At 61.9% G+C, this 16373-nt stretch carries 19 protein-coding genes and 1 tRNA gene; 14 read left to right on the top strand and 6 right to left on the bottom strand.

Annotated features, from left to right (window positions below; genetic code table 11):
* Positions 1 to 102 precede the first annotated feature (102 nt).
* From ACF8FB_RS19970 to ACF8FB_RS19945, 6 genes are all read left to right on the top strand, one after another.
* Positions 103 to 1230 carry a hypothetical protein gene (locus ACF8FB_RS19970; RefSeq protein WP_392510950.1) on the top strand — a complete coding sequence of 376 codons (1128 nt, stop codon included), beginning with the start codon at positions 103 to 105 and terminating at the stop codon, positions 1228 to 1230.
* Between the two features lie 160 nt (positions 1231 to 1390).
* A complete protein-coding gene (locus ACF8FB_RS19965; protein ID WP_003248590.1) occupies positions 1391 to 1774 on the top strand; it encodes a YkgJ family cysteine cluster protein in 384 nt (127 codons plus the stop codon).
* A gap of 829 nt (positions 1775 to 2603) precedes the next feature.
* Entirely contained in the window at positions 2604 to 3059 is a 456-nt protein-coding gene (locus ACF8FB_RS19960; protein WP_021781749.1) for a transposase, read from the top strand.
* 212 nt (positions 3060 to 3271) lie between these two features.
* Positions 3272 to 3835, top strand: coding sequence for a GNAT family N-acetyltransferase (locus tag ACF8FB_RS19955; protein WP_003248588.1), 564 nt, complete (start codon positions 3272 to 3274; stop codon positions 3833 to 3835).
* An 86-nt stretch (positions 3836 to 3921) separates the two neighbouring features.
* A complete protein-coding gene (locus ACF8FB_RS19950; protein WP_392511737.1) occupies positions 3922 to 4461 on the top strand; it encodes a hypothetical protein in 540 nt (179 codons plus the stop codon).
* Positions 4462 to 4481: 20 nt separating this feature from the next.
* A complete protein-coding gene (locus ACF8FB_RS19945; protein WP_014861457.1) occupies positions 4482 to 4868 on the top strand; it encodes a lysozyme inhibitor LprI family protein in 387 nt (128 codons plus the stop codon).
* A gap of 125 nt (positions 4869 to 4993) precedes the next feature.
* Here the strand turns inward: ACF8FB_RS19945 and mnmH are convergent, their stop codons facing one another.
* Complete coding sequence (gene mnmH, locus ACF8FB_RS19940; RefSeq protein ID WP_019750484.1) at positions 4994 to 6106, bottom strand: tRNA 2-selenouridine(34) synthase MnmH; 1113 nt, start codon at positions 6104 to 6106, stop codon at positions 4994 to 4996.
* Complete coding sequence (gene selD, locus ACF8FB_RS19935) at positions 6106 to 7140, bottom strand: selenide, water dikinase SelD (protein ID WP_104960807.1); 1035 nt, start codon at positions 7138 to 7140, stop codon at positions 6106 to 6108. The genes mnmH and selD overlap by 1 nt, the downstream gene beginning before the upstream one ends.
* Positions 7141 to 7266: 126 nt before the next feature.
* Here selD and ACF8FB_RS19930 point away from each other — a divergent pair, with 126 nt between their 5' ends.
* From ACF8FB_RS19930 to phnE, 4 genes are read left to right on the top strand one after another with little or no spacing between them, the layout of a single operon-like run.
* Entirely contained in the window at positions 7267 to 8121 is an 855-nt protein-coding gene (locus tag ACF8FB_RS19930) for a putative selenate ABC transporter substrate-binding protein (protein WP_010952054.1), read from the top strand.
* Positions 8118 to 8927, top strand: a complete 810-nt coding sequence (locus tag ACF8FB_RS19925) for a phosphonate ABC transporter ATP-binding protein (protein ID WP_010952055.1) — start codon at positions 8118 to 8120, stop codon at positions 8925 to 8927. Before ACF8FB_RS19930 ends, ACF8FB_RS19925 begins: the two co-directional genes overlap by 4 nt.
* A complete protein-coding gene (locus tag ACF8FB_RS19920; RefSeq protein ID WP_392511736.1) occupies positions 8921 to 9748 on the top strand; it encodes a PhnE/PtxC family ABC transporter permease in 828 nt (275 codons plus the stop codon). The genes ACF8FB_RS19925 and ACF8FB_RS19920 overlap by 7 nt, the downstream gene beginning before the upstream one ends.
* The gene (gene phnE, locus ACF8FB_RS19915) at positions 9745 to 10512 is read left to right on the top strand and encodes a phosphonate ABC transporter, permease protein PhnE (protein ID WP_392511734.1); all 768 of its coding nucleotides are present in this window, start codon (positions 9745 to 9747) and stop codon (positions 10510 to 10512) included. Before ACF8FB_RS19920 ends, phnE begins: the two co-directional genes overlap by 4 nt.
* Positions 10513 to 10548: 36 nt before the next feature.
* Here phnE and ACF8FB_RS19910 read toward each other — a convergent pair whose 3' ends face one another.
* A complete protein-coding gene (locus tag ACF8FB_RS19910) occupies positions 10549 to 11442 on the bottom strand; it encodes a bestrophin family protein (protein ID WP_049586418.1) in 894 nt (297 codons plus the stop codon).
* Between the two features lie 318 nt (positions 11443 to 11760).
* On the opposite strand from ACF8FB_RS19910, the gene ACF8FB_RS19905 reads away from it, so the two are divergent.
* Entirely contained in the window at positions 11761 to 12057 is a 297-nt protein-coding gene (locus ACF8FB_RS19905) for an addiction module antidote protein (protein WP_003248566.1), read from the top strand.
* A gap of 10 nt (positions 12058 to 12067) precedes the next feature.
* On the opposite strand, the gene ACF8FB_RS19900 is transcribed toward ACF8FB_RS19905, so the two are convergent.
* The 3 genes from ACF8FB_RS19900 to ACF8FB_RS19890 form a co-directional block, all read right to left on the bottom strand.
* Positions 12068 to 12547: a GNAT family N-acetyltransferase gene (locus ACF8FB_RS19900; protein WP_392511731.1), complete on the bottom strand. Its 480-nt coding sequence runs from the start codon at positions 12545 to 12547 to the stop codon at positions 12068 to 12070.
* A gap of 167 nt (positions 12548 to 12714) precedes the next feature.
* Positions 12715 to 13362 (bottom strand): trypsin-like peptidase domain-containing protein, encoded by a 648-nt coding sequence (locus tag ACF8FB_RS19895; protein WP_049586421.1) that lies wholly within the window; start codon positions 13360 to 13362, stop codon positions 12715 to 12717.
* 261 nt (positions 13363 to 13623) lie between these two features.
* A tRNA-Leu gene (locus tag ACF8FB_RS19890) sits at positions 13624 to 13708 on the bottom strand.
* A gap of 105 nt (positions 13709 to 13813) precedes the next feature.
* On the opposite strand from ACF8FB_RS19890, the gene queA reads away from it, so the two are divergent.
* The 3 genes from queA to yajC are packed head-to-tail and all read left to right on the top strand — an operon-like array spanning position 13814 to position 16371.
* Positions 13814 to 14863, top strand: a complete 1050-nt coding sequence (queA, locus tag ACF8FB_RS19885; protein ID WP_021781763.1) for a tRNA preQ1(34) S-adenosylmethionine ribosyltransferase-isomerase QueA — start codon at positions 13814 to 13816, stop codon at positions 14861 to 14863.
* Between the two features lie 14 nt (positions 14864 to 14877).
* A complete protein-coding gene (gene tgt, locus ACF8FB_RS19880; protein WP_003248558.1) occupies positions 14878 to 15993 on the top strand; it encodes a tRNA guanosine(34) transglycosylase Tgt in 1116 nt (371 codons plus the stop codon).
* Positions 15994 to 16035: 42 nt separating this feature from the next.
* Complete coding sequence (gene yajC / locus ACF8FB_RS19875; protein ID WP_003248556.1) at positions 16036 to 16371, top strand: preprotein translocase subunit YajC; 336 nt, start codon at positions 16036 to 16038, stop codon at positions 16369 to 16371.
* Positions 16372 to 16373 lie beyond the last annotated feature (2 nt).

The raw sequence follows: 16373 nt of genomic DNA, 5'->3' as shown, positions 1-16373 counted from the left end.
CTGCGAAGCAGCCCCAACTGCCTCTTGGGTGAGTTTTCCGCCTGCCTTCTGGTTACCCGTACGCCTACCGTCAGCACTCATTTCTCACCAAAGAGATCCCCCATGAGTGTCTTCACCGCCTACTTCTGCGGCACTGGCTCGCACCGTTTCGACGACGCCAATCCCAACTTCTGGAATGGCGAGCTGGTCTCGACCCTGGCCAGTAATGACCAGAGCCGGGAATTCGCCCACTGGATCGCCGTCGACGGCCCAGGCAGCGGCAACCTTCAGGATGACAACCTGTTCGTCGAACCCGGCGGCTATTTCAACTGGACCGGCCAGCTGTTTGGCCGCGGCTGGGAGGAGAACGTCAACCATGTGCTGCAGGTCATCAAAGGCGAAAGCAGCTGGCGGCGCACCAAACTCAGTGAGCAAGAATACGAGCGGCTGAAAGCTGCCGGCGTGCCGATTCCGGACGTGTCTTCCTCCGCCTCATGGTTCTGGCGAACCTACGACTACGGCGATCGCCACCCGACCCCGCAGGAACTGCAGGAGCGCATCATCAGCATGTTCCGCAAACCGCGCCTGCCAACCCAGGTCAACCTGGTGGGCTGGAGCAGGGGAGGGATCAGCTGCCACATGCTGGCCAATGCCATGGCGCAAGACCCGGTATTGCGCGGCATACCGGTGAACATATTCGCCATCGACCCGGTGCCTGGCGTCGGTAACCTGCAGGCCGAGCGCGTAACCTTGGCGGACAATGTCAAAGAGTACGTAGGCTTCTACTCAAGGGATGAGCGCTCCAAAGGTTTTGCCTGCGTGATCCCTTCGGTCGCCAAAGGGACACGGATATGCGTTTATCCGATGCCGGGTCGCCATGCCACGCTGGTGGGCAACGCCTCGGCTGATGGCGCAGGCGATGGCAAGGTGCTGGCCGAACCTGGGCTGATCGTTCGCCACTTTGCCGAGGTTTGCCTGACCCGCTGGGGCGTGCACCTGGACAAACGTCTGGCCTTGAGCAGCAGTCAGTTGATGAAGTATCACCAGGTCATGGCGGCCGCCGACAGGCAGTATCAGGCCATGCGCAGTGAGTCCTACACGGTACTCACCGAGGGCGATAAAAATGATCGTCTGGTGCATTGTGGTGAGGTGCATACGCAGTTCAGCAAGGTACAGGGAGGCAACTACAAGCCGAGCGCAGGCCTGGGTTTACAACGCTGGGATGCTGAAGCCTACCAGCCCATCTGCTAGCTGAAAGGGGGCGGCCGGTGAATGCACTGGTCGCCCTTGTTCAGTGGCCGGATCAGCGGCAACTTTTTTTGCATTCCCCCTCTATCCAGCGGCCCCTGGTTGGATTAAAAATGGCGCCGCGGGCCAGCCCCGATAACAACCACCTTCCCTCCGTGACATCATGTCTGAATATAACCCTTGCCTTGACTGCGGCGCCTGCTGCGGGTACTTCCGTGTGTCCTTCTTCTGGGGCGAATGCCAGTCTGCCGGGGGCGTAGTGCCGGACGACCTGGTGGTACAGATCAACCCCACGCGCGTTGCCATGATCGGCACCGATGCCAAGCCCTGCCGCTGTGTCAGCCTTCAGGGCGAGATCGGTAAAGAGGTGGCTTGTACGATTTACGCCAACCGTTCCAGCCCGTGCCGCGAGTTTGATGCGTCGTGGGAGGGTGGGGTGCATAACCCGAGCTGTGATGATGCGCGGGCGGCGTATGGTTTGCCGCCGCTGACCCCGCCAGAGGCCAACGAGCCGCATTGGCCGGATGATGGGGCTGAGGTGGCCTGAGCGTTTTTCGTTAGCCTGTATTTCAGGCCAGTCATTCCTGTGAAGGACGCGCGCGCCCCTTGGTGCATGGCGTGCTATCGCGTTGTACAAACAAGGCGGTCGCTCGCGGCTGTCACAGGCATAACTGGCCCAAAACGAATGGCACGCGTTGATGCAGGCTGCACTGGCCCGAAACCAATGTAGGAGCGAGCTTGCTCGCGATGCGCCGCGCGGGCGGCGCTCGATTTGCGCACCACCACAAAAACCAAGGCATGCACACGGTGGCCCTGTCGCAATCTGCAATTGCAGGGGTTGAGTAATGGCCTGATGTACCTGTCGGGTGGGCCGGTAGCGGCTGGCAGGTGCATGCCTTGAGTTGTTCGTCGCCTATGAGATCGAGCGCCGCCCGCGCGGCGCATCGCGAGCAAGCTCGCTCCTACATTTGTTTCGGGCCAATTATTCCTGTGGGATTTGCGCGCGACCCCTTGGCGCATGGCGTGATATTGCGTTTTTCAAACAAGGCGGTCGCGCGCGGCTGTCACAGGCATAACTGGCCCGAAACGAATGGCGCGCGTGGGTGCAGGCTGCACTGGCCCGAAACGAATGGCGCGCGTGGGTGCAGGCTACACTGGCCCAAACCAATGTAGGAGCGAGCTTGCTCGCGATGCGCCGCGCGGGCGGCGCTCGATTTGCGTACCACCACAAAAACCAAATCATGCGCACCATGCACACGATGGCCTTGTCGCAATCCCCGGTCATGTCTGCCCACTCACACTCTGTAACCGTAAACCTCATTGGGCCCGCCAGACATCGCTATCCTGCCCTGGACATGTCTTTCAAGGATGACCACATGCCCAAACCCCATGGCTGTCTACTACGTCGCGGAAGGTGTTCGGAGCCTGGCCGGCTGTACATGCTGACTTCGGTTACCTATCACCGCCGTCCATTGTTCCTGAACTTCCAATTTGCGCGCTTGGTAATTCAATTTCTTCGTAGAGCAGATCAGGAGCACCATTGCCGGTCATTGGCCTGGGTCGTGATGCCCGACCATGTACATTGGCTGCTTGAATTGAAAGACGTGACACTCGGGACATTGATGCAGCGTTTCAAATCCCGAACCAGCCATGCTTTGCGCAAAGCTGGAGCAAGGATGGTGCCGGTCTGGCAGGCGGGTTATCACGACCGGGCTCTGCGTCATGATGATGATGTGGTGAAGGTCGCCAGATACATCATTGCCAATCCGCTAAGGGCAGGATTGGTCTCCAGGATTGGGGATTATCCACACTGGGATGCGGTCTGGCTCTGAGGGCATGCCTTAAGGGACAGGAATGACTGGCCCGAAACAAATGTAGGAGCGAGCTTCGCTCGCGATGCGCCGCGTGGGCGGCGCTCGATCTACGCGCCCCTGAAGATCCCAAGGCAAGCCTCCTCAAACACACGCCATAACCCAAGACCTGCCCCACCCACCCCACATGACGTTAAACTGTCATCTCCCCAGCAATGGACAGGAGATCCGGCGTGACCCCACCCCGCAGTTTCCCCAGTGACCTCTGCCTCGACAGCCCACGCCTGCAACTGCGTCCCATGCGCCATGCCGATGCCGCGCAGTGGCTGGCGATCATGGCCGACCCCGAGGTCATGCGCTATTGGCATCATGCCCCCTGGCAAGACCTGGCCGAAGCCGAGAGCGCCCTGGCCGCCGACCGCGAAGCCTATGCCAATGGCGACCAGCTCAAGCTTGGCATGTACCGCCGCGACAACGGCGAACTGATCGGCATGGTCCAGCTGTTCAACATCGACGACATTTCCCGCCGTGGCGAAATCGGCTACTGCCTGGCCAGCGCGGTGCAGGGCAGGGGCTACATGGACGAGGCTCTGACCTGTTTCATCGACTACCTCGCCCACACCCTGCACATGCGCCGCCTGGAAGGCGAGATCGACCCGCGCAACCAGGGCTCTGCACGCACGCTGGAGCGCCAAGGTTTTGTGCTGGAAGGCACCTTGCGGGCGCGCTGGTGCGTGGCTGGCGAGCTGTCCGACTCGGGTATTTACGGCCTGCTGCTTGAGCCGCCAGTAGCCTGATCTCATAACACCCGAGCGTGAATTTGGAAGCGGGGCAGGGCCTGGGTTAAGGTCGTAGGCTGTCCCGTTTCTCTCAGGAATCCCCTTTGCCCGCTTTCTACCTGAGTATCAGCCTGCTGCTGTATTTGCTCGCCCTGTTCTTCGATGGCGCGCTGATGAGCGGCGAACGTCATATGCCGGCCCTGCAGATGCTGTTGTACGGGCCATGGGGCATGCCGTTCAGCTTGTACCAATGGTTTGCCAATCCGCTGCTGGCCCTGGCCATCCTGGCTCATCGGCGGTTTCGTCGGCTGGCCTTGCTGGCCGGGCTTGGGGCGGTGTATCTGGCTGCCAGCAGTTTTGGCATCGACCGTTTGCCGGATAACCGCAGCTATGAGTTTCATGACCTTACCGGCTTTGGTGCTGGCTTCTACCTGTGGCTGGTAGCGATGGTGGTGTTTTGCCTGGGGCAAGCCTGGTTTTGCTGGAAGGCGCGAAGGGCTGACGACATGCCAGGCTGGAACTGGCTTGATGTCGCCTTGATTGCCGCCCTGGGGGTAACGTTGTATGCAGCGACGCAAATGCCCTCGCTGCGCTTCGAGCCAGGCAAGGTGCTGATGCCTCCGGAGCAGCCGCAGACGCTTTGATACCCACAAGGAGGGTTAGCATGATCAAGCATTACCTGGCAGGCCTGGCACTGGCCTGCGTGCTACCGGTAGCAATGGCGGACGATTACACGGCGGCCTACGGGCAGTGCATGGACAAGGCCTCCAGCACCGTGGCCATGAGCGCGTGCATCGGGGCCGAAACACAAGTGCAGGACCAGCGCTTGAACCGGGTGTACAAGCAGCTGATGGGCAAGCTGGATGCCGGGCAGCAGAAGAGCCTGCGGGATGTTCAGCGCAAGTGGCTGGCCTACCGTGATGGCAATTGCCAGTTCCATGTACAGGCCAGTGGCGGGACCCTGGCGCAGCTGGAAGGTGGCAGCTGCATCATGGACATGACCCGCGACCGCGCTGCGGAACTGGAGCGGGTGCTTAGCCCTGGGCAGTAGCGCCTGTTCAGGCATGATTGGCCCACATTTGCAGGCGCGGGTTCAGCCGCGAACACCGGCTTTGCCGGTGTCATGCTCCGCGTGGCCTTCTTCGCGGGTGAACCCGCTCCTACAGGGTACTGGTTCTATTTGCGCGGTTGGCGCAGCGCCCGGGCCTTGAGGTACTCGCGTACTTCCACGGCATCCCCGGCAAACTCGATGCGCTCGGCCTTGGCTGCGCGCTGGTAGGCATACATCGGGTCGTAGTACTCGTTCAGCAAACCTTCGATCCAGCCCCGGTGCAGGTCTACTGCGCCGCTGCGCTGCTGCTCTTGCAGGGCTTCGCGCAGCATCTCGGACAAGCGCTGATGGCGCTCTCCACCCAAACGCTTGTAGATATTGGCCATGCTCTGCAGCATGCGCTCGGCAAACAGCCGGGGACCGTCTTCTTCGCCATGCACGGCCTTGAACTCGGCGCTCAGGTTGACCACGTAGTCGCGCAGGATGCGCTCCACGCGGTTGGTGAAGCTGTCTTCAAGCCACACCAGCGGGTAATGCTGCATGCCTTGGTACAACTCCAGCGGCACCGTGCAGCTGCCGACAATGCGGCCTTCATCTTCCAGAACGAACTGCCCGATACCGCGGGCGCGCTTTTTCAGCACGTCGATTGCCAGCTGGTTTTCAAAGTCGATCTGCGCCGGTTGCGCCGTGGCGCGCTTGCCGAAACTGGAGCCGCGATGGTTGGCGTGGCCTTCAAGGTCCAGCACGTTGTCCAGCTGGTGCAGCACATCGGTCTTGCCGGTACCGGTCAGTCCACCGACCAGTACGAAATCGCATTGCTCCACCGCTTGCTGGGTAGTCTCCAGCAGGAAGGTACGCATGGCCTTGTAGCCGCCTTTGACACGCGGGTACTGAATACCCGCCTCATCGCGCAGCCAGCCCTGCACGATCTGCGATCGCAGGCCGCCACGGAAGCAGTACAGGTAACCGTCAGGGTGCGCCTTGGCAAACGCTGCCCAGGCCTCCAGACGGGCTTGCTTGGTGGTGCCACTGACCAGCTGGTGGCCCAGGGCGATGGCGGCGGCCTGGCCCTGCTGCTTGTAGCAGGTGCCGACCTTCTGCCGCTCCTGGTCGTTCATCAGCGGCAGGTTTACCACGCCAGGAAAGGCGCCTTTGGCGAATTCGACGGGGGCGCGCATGTCCATCATCGGCACGTCGTCGAGGAACAGCTGACGGAAGTCGGTGCAGTCGGGGCGCATCAGATCACCTCGACCGCATGGCTCTGTCGCTCGACCAGCTTGCCGATCGGGGACAGTTTCAGGCCCAGTTCGGCAGCCACGGCGAGGAACTCGGCTTCACCCTCCGGGGCAACAGCTACCAGCAAGCCACCGCTGGTCTGCGGGTCGCACAGCAGGTGCTTCTGGTCGTCGCTCAGGGCGCCGATCTTGTGCCCGTAGCTGTCGTAGTTGCGCAGGGTTCCACCGGGGATGCAGCCTTCGGCCAGGTAATGGTCGACACTAGGCAGGCGTGGCACGGCGGCGTAGTTCAGGTGCGCGGTGAGGCCGCTGCCTTCGGCCAGCTCGACCAGGTGGCCGAGCAGGCCGAAGCCGGTGACGTCGGTCATGGCCTTGACCCCGTCCAGTTTGCCGAAGCGGCTGCCGGGCGTGTTGAGGGTGCACATCCAGTCGCGAGCCAGGCCTTGGTCCTGCACACGCAGCTTGGCCTTCTTTTCGGCAGTGGTGAGGATGCCGATGCCCAAGGGCTTGGTCAGGTACAGCTGGCAGCCTGCGCTGGCGGTGTCGTTGCGTTTGAGGTGGCGTTTACTGACCACCCCGGTGACGGCCAGGCCAAAGATCGGCTCGGGCGCGTCGATCGAGTGGCCGCCGGCCAGCGGGATACCCGCTTCGGCGCACACCGCACGGCCGCCGCGGATGACTTCGCGGGCGACTTCCGGCGGCAGCACGTTGACCGGCCAACCGAGGATGGCGATGGCCATCAGCGGGTCGCCGCCCATGGCATAGATGTCGCTGATGGCGTTGGTGGCGGCAATGCGGCCGAAGTCGTAAGGGTCATCGACGATCGGCATGAAGAAGTCGGTGGTCGAGACCACGCCGCGCTCGTCGTCCAGCGCGTACACTGCTGCATCGTCGCGCGATGCGTTGCCGACCCACAGTTTCGGGTCCAGGGCCTGGGTGCCGCTTTCGGCAAGGATCACGTCCAGCACCTTGGGGGAGATCTTGCAACCACAGCCGGCGCCATGGCTGTACTGGGTCAGGCGAATCGGCTCGCTCATACGCACCTCTGCAGGTCAAATTGTTGCGCGATTGTAGCAAAGCTGGCCTTTAGGCCCTTGCCTCTTATAATTCCCGGTGTCGGCAAATGTGTCGGCACTTCCCCGCTATTGAACCGGAGAACACCCATGCTCAACCGCCCCCTGGCGCTCGCCGCCGGCCTCGTGCTGTCTTGCTGTGCCGCTGTCGTTCAGGCCGCAGAAACCCTGCGGGTCAGCGCCATCCCCGACGAAGCGCCGACCGAACTGCAGCGCAAGTTCAAGCCTTTGGGTGAGTACCTGGCCAAGCAACTGGGCATGGAGGTGAAGTTCGTACCCGTGGCGGACTACCCGGCGGTGGTCGAGTCGCTGGCCGCAGACCGCCTCGATCTGGCCTGGCTGGGGGGCTTCACGTTCGTTCAGGTGCACCTGAAGGACCCGACCGCCACGCCACTGGTACAGCGTGAGCAGGACGCACAGTTCACCTCCAAGTTCATCACCGCCAACCCCGACGTGAAGAGCCTGAGCGATCTGAAGGGCAAGTCGTTTGCCTTCGGTTCCATTTCGTCTACTTCGGGCAGCCTGATGCCGCGTTACTTCATGCTCAAGCAGGACAATATCAAGCCTGAAGAGTACTTCAGCCGCGTGGCCTATTCTGGCGCCCATGATGCCACCGTGGCCTGGGTGCAGGCTGGCAAGGTCGATGGTGGCGTGCTCAACGCCAGCGTGTGGCAAAAGCTGGTGGATGCCGGCAAGGTCGACACCACCAAGGTGAAGGTGTTCGCCACAACCCCAACCTACTTCGACTACAACTGGACCGTGCGCGGCAACATGGACCCGGCGTTGAAACAGAAAATCAAGAAAGCCTTCCTGGACCTCGACCCGAGCAACCCGGAGCATAAGGCGATCCTTGACCTGCAGGCCGCCAGCCGCTTCATCGAGACCAAGCCTGAGAACTACAAGGGCACCGAACAAGCTGCACGCGAGGCCGGCCTGCTCAAGTGACAGCTTCGAATGCGGCAATTCATCTGTACGGTGCCAGCCTGCGCCATGGCCAGGTACGCGCGCTTGATGCGGTGAGCCTGCGTATCGCGCAGGGCGAGCGTGTCGCCATCATCGGGCCGTCGGGGGCGGGCAAGTCCAGCTTGCTGCACCTGATGGCCACGGCCATCCAGCCCAGCAGTGGGCGCCTGGAGTTGCTTGGCGAGCAGCCTTGGGCACTGTCGGCAAGGGCACGCCAGCGACTGCGTGCGCGGGTTGGCCTGGTGCATCAGTCGCCGCCTTTGCCACCGCGTCAGCGGGTGGTGACTGCCGTACTGGCGGGTCGCCTGGGGCAGTGGGGGACGCTGCGCGGCTTGCTCAACCTGCTGTATCCCAGCGATGTGCCGGGGGCGCGCCAGGTGTTGGCCGAACTGGGCCTGGCCGACAAGCTGTTCGTGCAGTGTGGGCAGTTGTCCGGTGGCCAGTTGCAGCGGGTGGGCATTGCTCGGGCGTTGTACCAGCGTCCGCAGGTGCTGCTGACCGACGAACCGGTGTCGGCCATGGACCCGGTGTTGGCCGACCATAGCCTGGCCTTGCTCAATCGCCATGCGCAGGCCACTGGCGTGACGTTGGTGGCGAGCCTGCACGCCGTAGAGTTGGCGCTGGCGCATTTTCCGCGGGTGATTGGCATTCGGGAAGGGCAGGTTGTGTTTGACTGCCCGGCCGAAGCGGTCACCGAGCAACTGCTGGACGCGCTATACGCCAACGAACAACTGGCTCCGCCGCCAACCCAGGGGCCGACCCTGACCGTGCAGATTCCGCGATGCTGAAGGCCGACGCCCGCGACCCCGCGCTGCTGCCACGGTTGCTGCTGGCCCTGTTGGCGGTAGCAGTACTGTGGCCGGCTATCCAGACAAGCGAACTGAACCCCGGGGTGCTGTTGCAGGCGGATAACCGTCAGCAGATTGCCAGCTTCACCAGCGCCTTCTGGCCGCCGGCACATGATGCCGATTTTCTTGCACTGCTGTATGAAGCCACCTTGCAGACCCTGGCCGTGGCGACTGCCGGCATGGCGCTGGCGTTGATGTTGGCGATCCCGGCTGGCTTGCTGGCCAGCCGTGCCTTGTCCTTGCGTGCTGCTTCACGCGGCGGGCGGGCCGGGCTCTGGTCGCGACTGTTGCGCCTGCCGGTGCGTGGGCTACTGATTTTCCTGCGTAGCGTGCCGGAAATCGTCTGGGCGTTGCTGTTCGTGCGCGCCGTAGGGCTGGGGCCGACGGCGGGCGTACTGGCTATCGCCATCACCTACAGTGGCATGCTCGGCAAGGTTTATGCCGAAATCTTCGAGTCGGTCGACCAGCGCCCGGCGCATGCCTTGTTGCAGGCGGGCAGTGGCCGGCTGGCGGCGTTTTTCTACGGCATCCTGCCCAATGCTGCCTCCGAAGTGGTGTCGTACACCGTGTACCGCTGGGAGTGCGCGGTGCGGGCTTCGGTGGTGATGGGCTTTGTCGGTGCTGGCGGGCTGGGTCAGCAGATCGACCTGTCGATGCGCATGTTTGCGGGTGCGCAAGTGGCGAGCATGCTGTTGACGTTCTTGCTGCTGGTGATCCTGGCCGACCTGCTCAGCCGCCTGCTGCGCTGGAGGCTGGCATGAACCGGGTGATCAATTGGGTGTTGCTGGGCGCCATGGTGGCAGCGGCGGTGGCCTCGTTCGCGTATCTGGAGCTGGACCTGCACGCACTGGTCGGCAATGGCGGGCTGGGGCAGATGGGCGACTACGCCGGGCGCTTCCTGCAGCCGGATCTGTCTGCGGGGCACCTCAAGGCGGTGTGGCGCGGGGCGCTGGAAACCCTGGCCATGTCTGGCATGGGCACCTTGTTGGCAATGGTATTGGGGATGTTGCTGGCACTGCCGGCGGCGGGGCGCTTCGGTTGGCCGTTGCAAGGGGCCGCGCGTTTGCTGCTCAATGCCTTGCGTGCCATTCCTGAACTGGTGTGGGCAGCGCTGACTGTGCTGGCGGCTGGGCTGGGGCCGAATGCCGGTACCCTGGCTTTGGCGTTGCACACCGCTGGCGTGCTGGGGCGTTTGTTTGCCGAGGCGCTTGAGAACGCCCCGCCCGAGCCGGCGGCGGCGATCCGTTTGCAGGGGGGCAGCCAAGTGGCGGCGTTCTGCTTTGGTACCCTGCCCAACCTGTGGCCGCAGTTGCTGGCCTACAGCTTGTACCGCTGGGAGAACAACATCCGCATGGCCAGCGTGCTCGGCTTCGTCGGGGCGGGCGGGTTGGGGCAGATGCTGTACACCACCTTGAGCCTGTTCCAGGAGGCCCAGGCCAGTACGGTGATCATCGGTATGCTGGTGTTGGTGTTGCTGGTGGATGTGTCGAGTGATGTGTTGCGTCAGCGCTACGTGCGGGCCTGACGGAAAGCCCGGGCTGCAAAGCAGCCCCGACATCTCTCAGGCGTCTACAGCCTCGGCACACTGCGCCTCCCGCTGCATCGACTCCAGGTTGCGCTCGATCGTCTCGCATATGGTATCCATCTGGATCTGATGCTCGCTGAACCTGAACGGGCTCTGCAAGTCCGTGCCGATCCGCTCGATGGCCAGCAACATGAACCCTACCACCGTCGACGCCAGCGGCGTGAACCAGCCCAACGACTCCACAAGCCCCACCGGCACGATCAGGCAGAACAGGGTGATGAACAGCCGTGGGAAATACACATAGGGGTAGGGCAATGGCGTATTGGCAATCCGCTCCATGCCGCCCTGGGCATTAGACAGGTCTACCAGCGTCGACTCCAGCCGCGCCAGACGAATGCTGTCCAGCCGCCCGGCCTGGTATTCCCGCGCCAGCAAGGCTGCCGAGCCGCCGAGAATGTCATTGGCGAAATTGTTCGAGCGGTTGCGCCGTTCGAACTCCGCCGGGGGGATGAAGGCCATCAGCTCCTCCGGGCAGCTTTCGCCTTTCAAGTGCGCCGCCAGGCAGTTCACATAGGCGATATGCCGGCGCAGCAGGGTGGCCTTGACCGGGTTCAGGCCGTCATCCGGGTCATCGATCAGCGTCAGCGTCTGCCGGGCGAAGCTACGCGAACTGTTCACCAGCGCGCCCCACAGGGTGCGAGCCTCCCACCAGCGGCTGTAGGCGCTGCTGTTGCGAAAACTCACCAGCACCACCAGCGCTGAGCCCAGCAGGGTCAGCGGGATCAGTGGCAGGGTGAACTTGCTGTTCAAGAACAGCATGAAATCGATGGTGACCAGCACATCCCAGATCAGCAGCCAGAACAGCGACCAGCCGATATAGCCGATGGTCTTCACCACCAGGCGGTACTTGCGGGCGATGACGTCTTTCACGCGAGGGTACCTCGAAACGCGGGGGATGCAGGATGGGACGTCGAGGCTCGTCGAAGGTTCGAGGGTTGAATGTTGCAAGGGATTTTGTAGCTGAAACGAAGGGAAAAATTCGACCGGCCTATCAGGTGTGCCTGTATTCCTGATTCAGCTCGAAAACGACAGAGTGGTTCGCTTCAATCCTTGAATGGGTGTATCCATAAGGATACGATTGGGTGACCACTTGATGTTTCTCGTTGAACAGACGGAAAGCTTTGCCGCTTGGCTACTGCCACCCAAGCCGCCGACATCCAAAGCCAGAAAGCTGCTGAAGGAGATGAAATGAGCGAAAAATTGATCCCGTTTGATATGGCAGCCTTGTTGAGCAGCGATGAGGCAATCAGTGAATACCTTAGCCAAGTGCTATCAGATGGCGATACCGAGGAAATCATTCGAGCACTTGGCCATATCGCTCGTGCACGGGGCATGACACATATTGCTACGGAGAGTGGGCTGGGTAGAGAAAGCCTGTACAAGGCGCTGAGCCCTGGCGCGAAGCCTCGTTTTGACACTGTATTGAGGGTCATTCGTGCTCTGGGGGTGGACCTTCTCGTTCAGCCACATGCAATGACCCGCTGATCCAGTTCGGTTAAGTCAGTATTTGCTTCATCTGCACCAACGCTACCCGCGTGCCATCCCACGCCTGCCGCTCCTCGATGCCGAACGGCATGAAACCCAGTTGTGGATAAAGCAGCAGGCCGGCGGTGTTGTGATTGAAGCATGACACCCAGACCTCCCGGGCGCTGTACTGCTGGCGGGCGAGGTCGATCATGGCCGTTACCAGATAACGCGCTACACCAAGGCCGCGGGTGCCGGGGGCCACCACTACGTTGCCCAGGGCACATAGGCCGCCATTTTCGGCTTTGTAGAAATTGGCGAAGGCCAGGACAGCGCCGTCACCTTCCACTATCGTGGAGCCGCTGCGTTGGGCTATGGCGTCGCTCAGCTGGTTGGGGGTGAGGGGGTAGGTGGCTTTGGGGAACATGTAGAACAGTTCGTCCGGGCTCTGCGGGAAGCTGCAGATAACGGGGATGTCTTCTGGCCGGATGGGGCGGTGGGTCAGGTGCATGGCAGGTCCTTCTCGCGTTGGCTGGCAGGGCCTCTTCGCGGGTGAACCCGCCCCCACAGGTACTGCACAAGGCTCAAATCCTGTGCAGGCCCTGTAGCGGGTTTACCCGCGAAGAGGCCATCAGCCTCACATCATAGGCCGCTTTCCATCCAACACCGCGCCCCGATTCACGGTTTGGCGGCCACCGCCACGTAGCCTTTGACCGCAGCCGGTGCCTTGGGCTTGGCCTTGTGCGCCAGCAGGTACTGATAGCGTCGCCATTCCTTATCGATTTCGCTGAACGACATGAACACGCTGATACGGTCCTTGCCGACCAGGTCCGGGCGCTTGCCCGCATTGATCTCGTCGGTAGGAATGATGGCCACGTTGATGCCCACCACCTTGCCGTCATCGGCAAACACAGGCCCACCCGACATGCCTTTGGTGATCGGGCCGTCATGCACCGAGTAGAAAACACTGCCAGGCGTACCTTCAAGCCGTACCAGCGACGACAGGGCATGGCCCTTGCCCTGCATCGGCATCATGAAACTGTTGAAGCCCACCGCCGTCACGGCTTCCCCAGGCACGTACTGGCGCCAGTGCGGCACGCTGCTGGCTTTGTGCTTGAAGAACACTACGTCACCGAGGCCCTCGTGGACCACGTTGCGCAGGAAGGGGGTGTGTTTGGCGGTTACAGCGTAATCCTCGTTCCACTGGATGGCGCTGGCCATCAGCAACATCGGCAGAGGGGCACCAGAAGTGACCACGAAAGCCTGACTGTAGACGGGATCTGAAACGTACGACGTTGGCACTCCATTGCACCCACTGAGCAGCATCATTGCCGCCATGCAGGGCGCGATTGTTTTCATGGGACACACATTGCGTGGAGAAAGGGGAGCGCCACTATGGCGAAGTGCCATTACGCTAACAATACTTTCGGAATATATCTGACGAATGACAGCTTAAGTGCTAGCGCAAGGGGCGGCCAATAGAATGCAGGTATGGGGGGAGGCGCGGGAGTCAGGGGGGCGGCGTCAACGACGTGCGTGAATCGCAGGCACAAAAAAACCGACCGTAAGGTCGGTTTTTTCCGGATTTGGTGCCCCGAGGGAGACTCGAACTCCCACTCCTTTCGAAAACGGATTTTGAATCCGCCGCGTCTACCAATTCCGCCATCAGGGCGTGGCGCGCAGTATAAAGAGGTGCCGCTGGTCGGTCAATCGGCTTTCATGGTCAATTTTCACACATTGGGCTAAACTTCCCGGCCCTGCCGAACCGAACATCATCATGCGCGTCGCCGATTTTTCCTTCGAACTCCCTGATTCCCTGATCGCCCGCCACCCGTTGGCCGAGCGCCATGGCAGCCGTCTGCTGGTGCTCGATGGGCCTACCGGCGCGCTGGCGCACCGGCAATTCCCCGACTTGCTCGACTATCTGCGCCCCGGCGACTTGATGGTGTTCAACAACACCCGAGTGATCCCGGCGCGGTTGTTCGGCCAGAAAGCCTCCGGCGGCAAGCTGGAGGTACTGGTCGAACGCGTGCTCGACAGCCACCGGGTGCTGGCCCATGTGCGCGCCAGCAAGGCGCCCAAGGTAGGCGCGGTCATCCTCATCGATGGCGGTGGCGAGGCCGAAATGGTCGCGCGCCATGACACGCTGTTCGAACTTCGCTTCACCGAAGAGGTGCTGCCGTTGCTCGACCGTGTCGGCCACATGCCGCTGCCGCCCTATATCGACCGCCCGGACGAGGGCGCCGACCGTGAGCGCTACCAGACTGTGTACGCCCAGCGCGCCGGCGCGGTTGCCGCGCCTACCGCAGGCCTGCACTTCGACGAGGCGCTGCTGGAAAAGATCGCCGCCAAGGGCGTCGAGCGCGCCTTCGTCACCCTGCATGTGGGCGCCGGCACCTTCCAGCCGGTGCGGGTCGACAAGATCGAAGACCACCACATGCATAAAGAGTGGCTCGAAGTGGGCCAGGATGTGGTCGATGCCATCGAGGCCTGCCGGGCCCGTGGTGGTCGGGTGATCGCGGTTGGCACCACCAGTGTGCGTTCGCTGGAAAGCGCCGCGCGTGATGGCGTGCTCAAGGCCTTCAGTGGCGACACCGACATCTTCATCTACCCGGGCCGGCCGTTCCATGTGGTCGACGCCCTGGTCACCAACTTCCATCTGCCGGAGTCCACGCTGCTGATGCTGGTCTCGGCTTTCGCCGGCTACCCCGAGACCATGGCTGCCTACGCAGCGGCGGTCGAGCACGGGTACCGCTTCTTCAGTTACGGTGATGCCATGTTCATCACCCGCAATCCGGCGCCACGCGGGCCCGAGGATCAAGCATGAGTCGCACCTGTCGAATGTCCTTCGAACTGCTGGCCACCGACGGCAAGGCCCGTCGGGGTCGCATCACCTTCCCACGCGGCACCGTGGAAACTCCGGCATTCATGCCGGTGGGGACCTATGGCACGGTCAAGGGCATGCTGCCACGCGACATCGAGGCCATCGGCGCCGAGATGATCCTCGGCAACACCTTCCACCTGTGGCTGCGTCCGGGCACCGAGGTGATCAAGAAGCACAACGGCCTGCACGATTTCATGCAGTGGAAAGGCCCGATCCTCACCGACTCCGGTGGTTTCCAGGTATTCAGCCTGGGCGCCATGCGCAAGATCAAGGAAGAGGGCGTGACCTTCGCTTCGCCGGTCGATGGTTCCAAGGTGTTCATGGGCCCGGAAGAGTCGATGCAGGTTCAGCGTGACCTGGGCTCGGACGTGGTAATGATCTTCGACGAGTGCACCCCGTACCCGGCCGAGCACGATGTGGCACGCACTTCCATGGAGTTGTCGCTGCGCTGGGCCCAGCGCTCGAAGAACGCCCATGCCGACAACACCGCAGCGCTGTTCGGCATTGTTCAGGGTGGCATGTACCAGGACCTGCGCATGCGCTCGCTGGAAGGCCTGGAAAACATCGGTTTCGACGGCCTGGCCATTGGCGGCCTGTCGGTGGGCGAGCCCAAGCACGAAATGATCAAGGTGCTGGATTACCTGCCGGACCAGATGCCTGCTGACAAACCTCGTTACCTTATGGGGGTAGGCAAACCGGAAGATCTCGTTGAGGGTGTGCGCCGCGGCGTCGACATGTTCGACTGCGTGATGCCGACGCGTAACGCGCGCAACGGTCATCTGTTCGTTGATACAGGGGTGATCAAGATCCGCAATGCGTTCCATCGTCACGATGAATCGCCGCTGGATCCGACCTGTGACTGCTATACCTGCACCAACTTCTCGCGCGCCTATCTCCATCATCTGGACAAATGCGGCGAAATGCTGAGCAGCATGCTGAATACCATCCACAACTTGCGCCATTATCAGCGCTTGATGGCCGGTTTACGCGAGGCTATTCAACAGGGTAAATTGGCCGCCTTTGTCGACGCCTTCTACGCCAAGCGCGGGCTTCCTGTACCGCCCTTGGACTGACTGTCCGCATCCATTATTAGAAAATTACATTAGGAGTGCCCAATGAGCTTCTTCATCCCCGCCGCATACGCGGACGCTGCAGCACCTGCCGCTGGCCCAGCCGGTACCGGCTTCGAGTGGATTTTCCTGGTCGGTTTCCTGGTCATCTTCTACCTGATGATCTGGCGCCCGCAGGCCAAGCGCGCGAAAGAGCAGAAGAACCTGCTGAGCAACTTGCAGAAAGGTGACGAAGTTGTCACCAACGGCGGCATCGCCGGCAAGATCGTCAAGGTTTCCGATGACTTCGTGGTGCTGGAAGTGTCCGACACCGTCGAACTGAAGTTCCAGAAGGGTGCCATTGCTGCGACCCTGCCAAAAGGTACGCTCAAGGCTATCTGAGT

Source organism: Pseudomonas sp. yb_2 (assembly GCF_043103905.1).
Classification (GTDB): domain Bacteria; phylum Pseudomonadota; class Gammaproteobacteria; order Pseudomonadales; family Pseudomonadaceae; genus Aquipseudomonas; species Aquipseudomonas alloputida.
This window is presented reverse-complemented; position numbering and strand designations above follow the sequence as displayed.